The following is a 12,989-nucleotide window of genomic DNA, read 5'->3' as shown; positions in this document are numbered from 1 at the left end:
TGTAATAAGTTTTCACGTATTGGTTAAAATTCATCAACACTTCATTGTATCACTTTAATCAGTTGCAAATAATCATCATTTTTTGCCACTAAAATGTGCTTCTCCCCTTTAATAGTGATAGTTTCCATACCTCGAACATCCCCTATGATTTTCAATCCGGACTCCGTCATACCATTTACTTTAAAATCTCCTTTTCCATCTCCTTGAAGGAAAAGTCCAAAACTAGCATCATTTCTAGGCGTTTCTACTTCTGAATTATATAAATTTCCAGCCAATACAACATCTAATTTTCCATCCGCATCAAAATCATCTACTACAAATTTGTTTATACTAGAAACTTGAGCCATTTGCGGCAAAGGCTTGGCAATAAATTTTCCATCGATATTTTCTAGATATAAGCTTTCAAATGAAATAATCTCATAACTAAGTGATTCGTCTAAAAGCTTATTGGTGTAAATCTGTTTTAACGACGCACTCGCGAAGGAATTATAATCTTGAAATTTCACTTTAATGGCGGGCATTTGTTGGGATGAACATTGACGTCCACGCACAGGAAATTCAGTTTCCCCTTTTTTATAACTCAATACAATATCTGCGGTTTCGTTTTTATCAAAATCATTCAAATACACCTTAAATGGTGACTCGGAACTGGCTTGGTATTTATAATTCTTCCCCAAATTACCTACAATCAAATCTTGATCCCCATCATTATCAAAGTCTCCTTTTTCTAATGAAAACCACCAACCAGTAGAAGCTCCCTTAAAAAGTTGGTCGGATACATCTTCAAAAACACCTTTTGTATTTTTAAAAAACTTTAATGGCATCCATTCCCCTACAACAACAAGATCTTCCCATCCATCATTATCAAAATCTAACCAGCTAGAAGCAGTTACCAACCCTATAGACCTCAGCTCAGGAAGTACTTTATCTGTTGCATCTACAAATCTTATACCTTCATCCGAACTTACGTTCTCTAATATATAGGAATCGGCAGGGTAAGGATATTTTTTTGGAACAAGGCGACCACCAACAAATAAATCTAAATCTCCATCGTTATCAAAATCCGATGCCGTCACGTTCATTCCGCTAATCTTAAAATCGGGGAGGGCTTCTTTATTACGATTGAATTGATTTCCTCCTAAATTTTCATAAAGCCGATCTTCATACCCCAACGAATTAGGTTTAAATTCATTACCTCCACTTGCAATATAGAAATCCATATCGCCATCATTATCAGCGTCGAAAATTAAAATCCCAAGATCCTCATAATACTTATCTTTAATTAGATCAGGAATATTCAATTCCCTAAAATCGCCCTCGGATGTTTGAAGAAAAACGGCAGTTGGCTGGCCTATTGCTCCACCTACAATATAATCGTCCAGACCGTCCCCATTTAAATCCCCTGTGGCCAAAGCTGGACCTAGGGTAGAATTTTTATGAGGAAGTAGTACCTCAACTTCAAAATCATTAAACACGTTCTCATTGTGCTTAAAAATATCCGGCACACTGATAGTTTCGAATTGATTTTTAACCAGTTTCTTTGACTTTTCTGAAGCTACAAGCTTGTCCTCCGAATAGTTAATGGTTAATCTTTGATTCGCTTTTATTTCATCCAACTTTGTGTAATAGCCATTTGGCCATTTCACTACTAAGCTATCTACCTTATTAACATCTCCCAATCCAAAATGCAACAATGGTGTCACTGAAGAAAGATAGCCACGTACGGTATTATACTCTTGAACCTGCATTCCTTCAGAAGTATATATAGATACTTTACTTCCATTAGGCAACACTTTGGAATCTCCTTTAAGACTTACGGTCAGTTGATTTTTACCGGTAGAATTGTTTTTATATATACTAGCAATATCCTCTAAATTATTTATTACCAGGTCTAAATCCCCATCATTATCCAAATCAGAAAAGGCTACTCCATTAGAAAATGTTTTTTCTTGAAATCCCCATTCTTTGGATTTCTTAATAAAGGTGAGATCTTTATTATTATGAAATATATAGTTACTCAACTTCTCCGACGGCAATTGTTCCAAATATTTTAACAGCCCAACTTCTTCCTCTTTATTTTTATAATTCGGGTCATTTTCCATTTTATCAAAAAACTCCCTGTGTTTGGCGTAAAAATCTTTATTGTTTACATCTCTACGAATACCATTGGTAACAAAAAGATCTTTCCAGCCATCATTATCGAAATCGGCCAATAGCCCTCCCCAACTCCAATCTGTTGAGGAAACTCCAGCCAACCTAGCAACATTACTAAACAAAGGAATCCCTTCTTTAGAATTTCCGTTATTTAATTGAAGTGAGTTTTGCATATATTGATGGTGTAGACCGAGGTCTACCGATCTATAAAAAGCATCAGGATCCATTGCGGACATATTGGCTTTTGACCGAAAATTATCCTCAGCGGACATATCTAACTGAAAGATATCTAACCGTCCATCATTATTAAAATCGGCAATATCGGCGCCCATTCCAAAAAATGAAGTTTGTTGCAGACTATTGTCTATCTGATTAGTAAAGGTCCCGTCCTGATTATTGATAAACAAAAAATCTGGGGCATTAAAATCATTGGACACAAAAATATCGATATAACCATCATCATTAACATCTGATGTCACCACCCCCAAGCTCAATCCAAAGGAGCTTAAACCTGCCTCTAGGGTAACATCCGTAAATTTACCATTGTCGTTTCTATACAGTTTATCTGAATCTTTAAACTCATGATTTTTAAGCATATAGTGATAATATTCAACAGGTGCGGTAAAACTTGTTGGCGGATAATTTATAACGTATAAATCGAGATCACCGTCATTATCATAGTCAAAAAAAGAAGCGTGCATACTAATACCGTCACAATCTACTCCGTACTCTGCCCCTCTTTCAGTGAATGTGTTATCCCGATTATTAATGTAGAGCTGATTGTTGTTAGGCCCGTTCTTTCCTCCTACGGACACATATATATCCGGATATCCATCCTGATTAACATCTACAAAGGTTGCTCCTGAATACCAACGGTCGTCCCCAGCAACCCCTGCACTTACAGATATATCCTCAAATTCCAGATTGCCTTTGTTTAGATACAACTTATTAGCCACCATATTCCCAGTAAAAAAAATATCTTCTAAACCATCGTTGTTCACATCTCCTATAGCCACCCCACCTCCAAGATACATATATGGATAGGTAAAATAATTATAGGTATGTGTTTCGGTAAGCTTATTATTAAAATGAACATTAGTATCCTTAGCATCGAGTTTCGAAAACAAAGTTTCTGACTCTGACTGACAGGACTGAAACAGCAATCCCAAAAAAAGAAAGTAAATAATTTTTCTCATCATAAATAGATATAATCAATAGACTCCTAAAATAGGAATAACCCCGCAATAAGTGCTAAGGGTTATTCCTTTAATTGTTAAATAAAGTTAATCTAGACTAGTAACCTGGATTTTGAATAATAGAAGGGTCCTTATCTATTTCTTCTTGTTTTATAGGCATAAAATAAACATGGTCTTGCCATATCCTATTTTCGAAAACGATATCCGTTGGTTTATAAGTATAATTGAATTTAGCAGTATCCTTTCTATAGTCCGTTACTGTTGTTCCCGGCTTCTGAGTAGCCTGTATAAGGACTTGCCTCACCGGTTTATTCAATGACTGTGGTCCTTCTAACCATCGTTTCATATCAAACAACCTAGCATCTTCATTCACCAATTCCTTATCTCTTTCTCGTTTATAGAGTTCTAATAAAGCTGCCCCAGAAACCGTTACCGGAGGAAGACCATTTCTAAACCTAAGTTTATTAAGCCAAATGATCGCTTCTCCCTCATCGCCAATATTAATGTTAGCCTCCACGTAGTTCAACAATACTTCTGTATAACGTATATATGGGGCATCAATCTTTTGAAGGTTATTAGGCCAGGATGCCGGTTGTCTTGGATCAGAAAATTTCCTAAAGTAATAACCGGTTCTAGAACCATTCCAATCTTCTACAGGACCTTGCCTTGTATCTACACCGTTGATGATGGTTCCGTCAGACAAGGTATAATACCCTGTTTGTATCTCGTTAAATTTATCGTATTTAACAACATCATCTGTTCTTTGTTTCCAAGGACCACCATCGTAAAGGAAGGTAGAATAGAAACGTGCTTCACGATCATTGTAGGGAGCTGCGGCGTGTGCTGGATTATTCCAGTCAAATTTAGTTCCATCGGCAAAATCATATTTGGAAACCAATGCTTCTGTAGGCGTAGTTCCTGCCCACTCGTGATAGCCATTTGGTCCGTGATACAATGCCACCATTCCTGGTCCCTGAGACCAACCATCTCCTCCTGGGTACGTTCTAGAACCAAAACCAAACTCCTCTACCAATCTTCCCCAGATAAAATCCTGGTTTTCATCTCCTTGCAACCATATATCCTCATAATTCTGGATAGCTTCTGCTTGGGAAGCAGGAGCGGTATAATCTAACTTATATCCTGTAGTTGCGTCTAACAAGGCCTTAGAAGCAACCTTTGCTGCTTCCCATCTTTGCAGTTGCGAGCCGCTAGTCCATCCAATTAATTCGGGATGACTATAAGATGCTATTGTTGATACTCCAGAATTCTTTGATTGATGATATAGATCACTAGCGACATGGGTTAACACTCTCGACTTCATAGCCATAGCCGTAATCTTATGAGCTCTTGCCGGATCTATTGGGGCATCTTCCAACAAATCAATAGCTCTATCTAAATCTGAAAGAATAAGATCGACGGTTTCTTCAAAAGTACCACGAGGATTATTAGCCTCACTATCTAATGTCAATGGTTCGGTAAGCAATACAACTCCTCCAAATTGTCGCATCAATTGCGTATAATAAAATCCTCTCATAAAATAGGCCTCTCCTAGCAAGCGGTTTACCAACTCTCCTTCTATTCCTGCTTCGTTAACAGTAAGTTTTTGAATAGCAACATTAGCGCTACGTATAAATGGATATAATTGAGGCCAACTCATCCACTGCATATCCATAAAGCTTCCTGCAGAGTTCATTTTTCCTTCTGTATATCCATCTACCCCCCTACCTGGATGAGTAAACACCGCTTGATCGGTAAAAGCATCTGTTGTTTCTTCACGAGTTAATGTTCCTGCCCATGTTCCTTGATACAGATCTAATACTGCTGCTTCGGCAAGTTTTTTATCTGACCAAACATTGTTTTCCCCAACTTCACTGAGCGGGGTAGTTTCCAAGAAGTCCTCGTTACAGCCCACAACCAATAGTCCGAAGATCATCAAAGTTGCATTTTTTAAAATATTCTTTTTCATTTAAGTGTTTTTTTAAAAAGTTATTTGCAATCCGGTCATAATTGTTTTCAACATTGGATATGCTCCTCCATTATTGACCGCTCCTCCAGTAGCTTGTCTTGTATCATCTACACGCACCCCACTCTGAGACACCTCAGGATCGAAAGGAAAATCGGTGATAGTCACCAAATTCGTTCCTGATAGTGAAAGTCTCAAGCTTTTAACACCAAACTGACTAATAAGTTCCTCATTCAAACTATAGCCTATTTCCAACGTTTTTAATCTGAAAAAATCTCTAGTTATAAGTGCATAATCTGTTTGACCAGAATACCACTGATCTCCTCTATCTGCCAATCTTGGTGCTGGGGCATTTGGATTATCTATGGACCAGGCACGATCGCGGACCTCACGTTGCACATTGGCCAAGGTTCCGGACATAAAGCTCCATTCATAGGTATTATAACCTCCTGCAGAACCTGTCCAGTACATATTGAAATCCAAATTTTTATAATTCATAGCCGTGTTCCAACCGAATTGGGTATCTGCAAAAGCACTACCTCCAACACGAGTCTTATCTTCTGGACCGATTTTACCATCTCCATTAATATCTAGTACTCTTGCATCCCCAGGCTTTAAGGCCGGTGTTACCCCGCTGTAGTCTAAGGTTTCTGCGTCTATTTCTGCTTGGGAACGAAAAACACCATCAAATTTATATCGTAGTGGTCTTCCAATTTCCCCTCCAGTTTCACGCTGCCATGGGCGGTCTGCTAAATCTGGTTCATCAAAAAACACTAATTTATTATTAGAATCACTGAAGTTAAAGGATAGGTTATAATTAAAACCTGAAGGGTTTCCTCCATTAAATCCTACACTTATTTCATATCCAGTATTTTCAAATTCCCCTATATTGACCGCTGGAGCCGCAATACCGCTATACTCTGGCAATGTTTTTTGAGGAGTAGTCAAAATATCCTTTCTAGAGTTTTTGTATACATCCAGACCAATGGTCAACCTATTGTTCAAGGTTCTTAAATCGAACCCTACGTTTTTTGAAGTCGCTGTTTCCCAGGAAATATTTGGATTTGCTACTTTATTTTCAAAGGCCGTTGTAAAAACGGGCCCTAAACCTGTTGCAGACAGCTCATATGTAGCAATATACTGAAAAGGCTCGACATTATCGTTTCCTAATTGCCCCCAAGAACCTCTTAGTTTAAAGAAATTAATAAATGACACACCTTCTTTAAAGAATGATTCCTCTGACACTATCCACCCTGCAGACACTCCTGGAAAGAAACCAAATCGGTTATTCTTTGGAAATAAATAAGACCCATCATATCTAAACAAACCTTCTAACAAATACTTATCCTTATAGGTATAATTTAATCTACCATAATAATTAAGGCGTGCTGTTTCGTAACCATTACCAAAACTATTTTGACCGTCGTTACCTCCCACATCCAATTGAGCTAGATCACTTGATAAAAAGAATCTCCTAAATGCTCCAAAGAAACTTTGCTCGGACTCTTCACGAGTAACCCCTCCTAACAGTTTAAAGTAATGATTCCCAAACTCCTTTTCATAGGAAGCATTTAGAGATGCTGTAAAATCTGTTAAGGTAGTGTGTTGTTGATTTAAACTTGGATCACCGGGTCCACGATCTGCTGCTGTTAAACCAGAAGAGTCCCTGTTAACTCCGTCCCAAGTATATAACTGCCATGGTCGTTGCCATTGTTTAAAGTCATAATTCATTTTGTCATAGGACATATTCCCCATTAATTGGAGGCCCTCCACTCCTGGAACCTTCAATGTTATCCCTATATTACTTTGAACAAAATTAGTTTTATTATCATTATAACCTGGAAGATCGGTAACTCTTATAGCAGGGTTATTTCCATTTTCTATATCCGGTCCGAATTCGCCAGTTGGCCAATAGGCCGGAAACCAAGGATACTGTCTTACCAAATCATTAAAAATATTTCCTGGTGTATTAGTGGCAGTGTAATTCTCTTCCTGACGAGAATACAACCCTACATTCATACTTAGATATTTATTAATATTAGCATCTAGGTTTAATCTTAGGTCGTATTGTGTATACCCTTTAGGAGCGTTTTTAAAATTTACATCTTGTCTTAAGTGACCCAAGGAAGCCAAATACTTTACATTCTCCGTACCACCGGAAACTTGAAGATTTTGACGCTGAATTGGTGCCCCTCTTGTTGTTACTTCTTTCATCCAGTCAGTATCTGGATATAGCCATGGATCATCTCCTGCGGCCGTATTTTGAATTCTTTCTTCGGTATAGGTTGGATTTAAGACTTCCCCATTAGGTCGGGTAAAAGGTCTCCCTCTAACAGCATTCGCATCTGCCCATTCATTGGTAGGAAGTTTATATACATTTAATAAATTTACTAAATCCATATATTCAGCGCCGTTCAACATATCGGGAGTAGTAGTAAAACTTTGCAATCCGTAATTGCTGGTAATTTTCACCACTGGTGCTCCAACTTTTCCACGTTTGGTAGTCACCAAGATTACCCCGTTTGCGGCACGTGCCCCATAAATCGCAGCGGAAGCATCTTTAAGCACTGAAATACTTTCTATATCTGCCGGATTTATCCTTGAAATTCCTCCCGCTCTATCTGGAATACCATCAACAACCACTAGGGCTGAGGAGTTATTAAAAGTGTTGGTACCTCGCACCCGGATACCGGTGCTTTCGGCACCTGGAGCAGAATTGCCAGTATCTACATACAAGCCCGCTACCTTACCTGCAAGTGCAGCACCTAAATTAGGAGAAGAAGACTTTTCAAGTGCTTCACCTCCAACGGTTGCTACAGATCCTGTTAGGGTTGCTTTCTTCTGAACACCATAACCTACAATTACCACTTCTTCCAACTGACTAGCGTCTTCGGTCATGGTTACGCTTACGCTGGACTGTCCGTTAACCGGTATTTCTACCGTCTTATATCCAATATAGCTAAATACTAAAATTGCATTGTTGGCAACCCCGGACAAGGTGTAATTACCATCAAAATCTGTTTGAGTGCCGTTGGTGGTACCTTTAACCAAAACACTAGCACCCGGCAATGGCCCCATATCATCTGCGACTACCCCCGTAATAGTTTGCTGTTGTGATTCTGAATAAACTCCTTCGGCCTTCGGTTTTTCATATGCCGCCTGTAAACTAGACAGGGTCATCGCAAATAATAAAACCGAAAGCCCAAACTTCGATTTCTTTTTTAGAATGTCTTCATGTTGAATAGAAAACTTTTTTTTTCTTTCATAAGGTTTAAAATTGAGTTGGCTGGTTTAATTCGTTAAATTTTAATGCTTAATGGTTTAAAAACTATTAATTAAAATCCTCAACGGCAGTCTATTGATCCATTAATTAGATAGAAATCATTGTCTTAAATGACTTTTAAAATTTAACAGATACCTTTTGAAGGCACATTCAACTAAGAATAACCGTATAATTGACTTTTGCTATAAATTTATAAAAATATTTAACATTATGTTAATTTATGATAAATTATTGTTAACATACTTAGGAGAAAAACAAAGAATTAATTTATTAAAACCTGAAACAGTAGCACCAAAAAAGAGTTCTTCAGCAGAAGGCTGCCTTCACATCTGTTTCTGTTATTAAGAAGCTGTCGTAGGACAACAACCGTTTGGTGGCGCAAGAGCTTCGGGAACCAACGACAAGGCCGGTTCTGCACAGAATTTATTGCGTTGGGTATCTCCAAGATTAATAAAAGAAACTTTTGTTACTCCTGTAGATTACAGATATCCTTTCTTAGGGTAACACTTAATAATATTTCAAACAAAAAAAGGCTGCCCAATGGGCGGCCTTTTTATTTGTTATTTACTTATACAATACTCTAAACTTACAAAACCTACAGAATAAGAATCCCTTTCCCCTATTTATATATAATTTTAGGAAATATCTATCTGCTAAGAATCTTTCCTAGCAACACTTCCTTATACCTTGGCAGAATAGCTTTTGATCAATTATTTCCTAACCTCCAAAACCTCCTTTCTGCTATTCATTAATATTAAAGCAAAAATTCTTCTGTCAGGAATCACACTCCTTCCAGTTAAAATCCACCCCTAATACTCTATAATAAATACAGTAAATTCTCTTTAAACAGACTTTTTCTTACATTTTAGCTACTCCAATGTAAAGTTTAGGTTAATTTTTTGTAAATTTAACGTAAACCCAAATGTGAAATTTGCTAAAACGTAAGATATGAAAACTAAAAATCCAACATACCACCAAAAAACTTCTACATCTTTTTCCTTCAGTCTAATTTTTAAATATTTAAAAGACTACGCCAAAAGATGTAAAGAATCGTACTACCGAATGTTAAGTATTTAATCCTATCCTTTAAACTTCATAGGAAGATACACTAGTCTTTTGGTTTCATAGAACTCCTCCTCATAAATATCGGACAGGTTATAGATTTGCACCGTGCGGTATTCTTTTAATTCTTCTTCCAAGTCGCCTCCTTTTAGATAAAGGATACCGTTTTTACGATCGTGCTCGGAGTTCTTTTTTATCCTACCTTTTACCCAATGAACAAAGGTAGGCATAGCGGCCACGGCCCTACTGACAATAAAATCAAACTGTTCTTTAATTTCTTCTACCCGACAATTTTTTGCGGTTACATTGGTTATTCCCAATCCGTCTACCACTTCTTGCACCACTTTTATTTTTTTCCCGATAGCATCGACCAGGGTGAAATGGGTTTCAGGAAACAATATCGCCAACGGAATACCAGGAAAACCTCCTCCTGTGCCTACATCCATAACGGTAGAACCTGGCTTAAATTGTTGAAATTTAGCTATAGCCAAGGCATGCAACACATGTCGCAAATACAATTCATCTATATCCTTTCTAGACACCACGTTAATTTTAGTGTTCCAGTCTTGGTATAAAGACTGTAGTTTTTCAAACTGCTCTTTCTGCAATTCCGATAGATCCGGAAAGTATTTATATATGATATCGATCCCCATAATTTTCAAAATATTAATTGCAAAAATAGTATTTTCGACGCCATTTGTTAACTTTTAACAAACCATATATATATAATTAAAATATGATTTACCGTATCTTTACAAAAAATTACGCATGAATAATGAAACCGTAAGGTTTTCGAGAAAAGATTCCACTCAATTCTTCAAAACCTTAAACAAAAGAGTAAATTCCTATTTTAAAGATAATAATATTAAGAAAACGGGGAACTGGAGATTGCATGTAAAGACTGCTATTATGTTCGCCTTATTTTTAGCGCCCTATTTTTTAATTTTAACCCTTGGTCTCCCTAATTGGGCCAACTTGCTATTGACCATCGTTATGGGAGTAGGAATGGCCGGAGTTGGCATGAACGTTATGCACGATGGCAACCACGGGTCTTATTCCACCAAAAAATGGGTCAACAAAATAATGGGGGGCAGCATCTATATTCTTGCTGGAAACGTCTATAATTGGCAAGTACAGCACAATGTGCTACACCATACCTACACCAATATTCACGAGCACGATGAAGATTTGGAAGCCGGTAGGATCCTTAGATTTTCTAAACATGCCGAATGGAGAAAATACCATAGATTTCAGCATTTTTATTCTATTTTCCTTTATGGTCTTTTAACTTTTAACTGGGCTATTACTACCGATTTTCAACAAATGTACCGTTACACTAAACGAAAACTGGCTTATGGTAAATTCCCAAATCCATTTATGAACTGGAGTATGCTGGTAGTGACTAAAATTATTTATATCACGATTTGGATTGTACTTCCGATGTTAGTTTTAGACATACCTTGGTGGACTATTATATTAGGATTTTTCATCATGCATTATGTTGCCGGGGTTATTTTAAGTGTTGTTTTCCAATTGGCACATGTTGTAAAAGATGCCGACACACCATTACCGCAGGAAGATGGCAGCATGAAAAATACTTGGGCTATTCACCAACTTTTCACTACGGTAAATTTCGGCACTAAAAACCGAATAATGAATTGGTTTACGGGGGGACTGAACCACCAGGTAGAGCATCATATTTTCCCTAACATCAGCCATGTACATTACACAAAAATTGCCAAAATTGTTAAAGAGACAGCAAATGAATTTAATTTGCCGTACAACGAATATAAAACTACTAGAAAAGCTATAATTTCGCACTTCAAGCATTTAAAAGAACTGGGCAAAAACCCTGAAATACAATATCAGTAAATTTAAACATCGAGATGAAAAACCATTTATCCAATAGGATTAACTCAATGGCTACTTCGGCTACTTTAGCTATGGCCGCAAAAGCAAGAGAATTAAAAAGCGAAGGAAAAGATATCATTGGGCTTAGTTTAGGGGAGCCTGATTTTAACATTCCTGATTTTATCAAGGAAGCTGCCAAACAAGCCGTAGATGACAACTACAGCAGTTACTCTCCTGTTGATGGATATGCAGACTTAAAGCAGGCAATTGCCAACAAATTTAAAAGAGACAATGGTCTTACCTACGGTCTTAATCAGATTGTGGTTTCTACTGGAGCGAAACAATCTTTAGCCAACATTGCTATGGTAATGTTAAACCAAGGTGACGAGGTTATTTTACCTGCACCTTACTGGGTAAGCTACAGCGATATAGTAAAACTAGCAGAAGGGGTACCTGTAGAAGTTGCTACAAGTATAGAAACCGATTTTAAAATGACCCCGGAACAATTGGAAAAAGCGATTACACCAAAGACTAAAATGATTTGGTTTAGTTCTCCATGCAATCCAAGCGGATCGGTATACAACCAAGAAGAATTGGAAGGCTTGGCCAAGGTTCTAAGAAATCACCCTAATGTTTTTGTTGTTTCTGATGAAATCTACGAGCACATTAATTTTAGAGGAGGCCATGTAAGCATTGCCAATATTGAAGGAATGTACGAGCGTACCATTACTGTTAACGGTGTTTCCAAGGCATTTGCCATGACCGGATGGAGAATTGGATATATCGGTGCTCCTGAATGGATTGCCAAAGCATGTACCAAATTCCAAGGCCAAATCACTAGTGGTGCCAATGCTATCGCCCAACGCGCTACCATTGCCGCTCTTGAGGCTCCTGTTTCTTCTATCAAATACATGATAGACGAATTTCACAAAAGACGTGACCTTGTATTAGCCTTATTAGGTGAAATAGAAGGATTTAACCTGAACGTACCTGAAGGGGCTTTTTACGTATTCCCAGACATTTCTGGTTTCTTCGGAAAAACCTTAAAAGGATCAGTTATCAACAGTGCTTCTGACTTTTCATTATACTTGTTAGAACACGCCAATGTTGCAACCGTAACCGGTGAAGCTTTTGGTAACCCTAACTGCATCCGTATTTCATACGCAGCATCGGAAAAAGAACTAAGGGAAGCGATCGCCAGAATTAAGGCTGTTCTATAACTTGTTTTTATATATTTTTATAAATATGGCTGCCTCTAAATGGCGGCCATATTTTTTTCACCCCTACTCTCCATTTCCTTAAAAAACACTAGCATTTCCTAAGAAACCTCCCTTAGGCCATTTTCATAAACCCCCTTGATTCATTACCCACCATTAGTCGCAACCTTACCAATACATTAAATCGTTGTCCATGAATTTCTATACGATCGTTTTTTTGCGTTAGGGACCGCGGCGGCATCCCCGCAGCGGAGCAAGGGATA

At 37.7% G+C, this 12,989-nt stretch carries 6 protein-coding genes; 2 read left to right on the top strand and 4 right to left on the bottom strand.

What is annotated here, in order from left to right; all coding sequences use genetic code 11:
- Positions 1 to 41: 41 nt before the first annotated feature.
- The 4 genes from HCG49_RS12560 to rsmG all read right to left on the bottom strand — a co-directional run bounded on the left by HCG49_RS12560 (position 42) and on the right by rsmG (position 10,311).
- Positions 42 to 3,353 carry a VCBS repeat-containing protein gene (locus tag HCG49_RS12560; RefSeq protein ID WP_240938694.1) on the bottom strand — a complete coding sequence of 1,104 codons (3,312 nt, stop codon included), beginning with the start codon at positions 3,351 to 3,353 and terminating at the stop codon, positions 42 to 44.
- 94 nt (positions 3,354 to 3,447) lie between these two features.
- Positions 3,448 to 5,316, bottom strand: coding sequence for a RagB/SusD family nutrient uptake outer membrane protein (locus tag HCG49_RS12555; RefSeq protein WP_168469878.1), 1,869 nt, complete (start codon positions 5,314 to 5,316; stop codon positions 3,448 to 3,450).
- Positions 5,317 to 5,328: 12 nt separating this feature from the next.
- Positions 5,329 to 8,493, bottom strand: coding sequence for a SusC/RagA family TonB-linked outer membrane protein (locus HCG49_RS12550; protein ID WP_168469877.1), 3,165 nt, complete (start codon positions 8,491 to 8,493; stop codon positions 5,329 to 5,331).
- A 1,182-nt stretch (positions 8,494 to 9,675) separates the two neighbouring features.
- Positions 9,676 to 10,311, bottom strand: coding sequence for a 16S rRNA (guanine(527)-N(7))-methyltransferase RsmG (gene rsmG / locus HCG49_RS12545; RefSeq protein ID WP_168469876.1), 636 nt, complete (start codon positions 10,309 to 10,311; stop codon positions 9,676 to 9,678).
- A 115-nt stretch (positions 10,312 to 10,426) separates the two neighbouring features.
- On the opposite strand from rsmG, the gene HCG49_RS12540 reads away from it, so the two are divergent.
- Both HCG49_RS12540 and HCG49_RS12535 read left to right on the top strand, forming a co-directional pair.
- Positions 10,427 to 11,530: a fatty acid desaturase family protein gene (locus HCG49_RS12540; RefSeq protein ID WP_168469875.1), complete on the top strand. Its 1,104-nt coding sequence runs from the start codon at positions 10,427 to 10,429 to the stop codon at positions 11,528 to 11,530.
- Positions 11,531 to 11,544: 14 nt separating this feature from the next.
- Complete coding sequence (locus HCG49_RS12535) at positions 11,545 to 12,729, top strand: pyridoxal phosphate-dependent aminotransferase (RefSeq protein WP_168469874.1); 1,185 nt, start codon at positions 11,545 to 11,547, stop codon at positions 12,727 to 12,729.
- Positions 12,730 to 12,989 lie beyond the last annotated feature (260 nt).

It is taken from the genome of Arenibacter sp. 6A1 (assembly GCF_012272855.1).
GTDB lineage: Bacteria > Bacteroidota > Bacteroidia > Flavobacteriales > Flavobacteriaceae > Arenibacter.
This window is presented reverse-complemented; position numbering and strand designations above follow the sequence as displayed.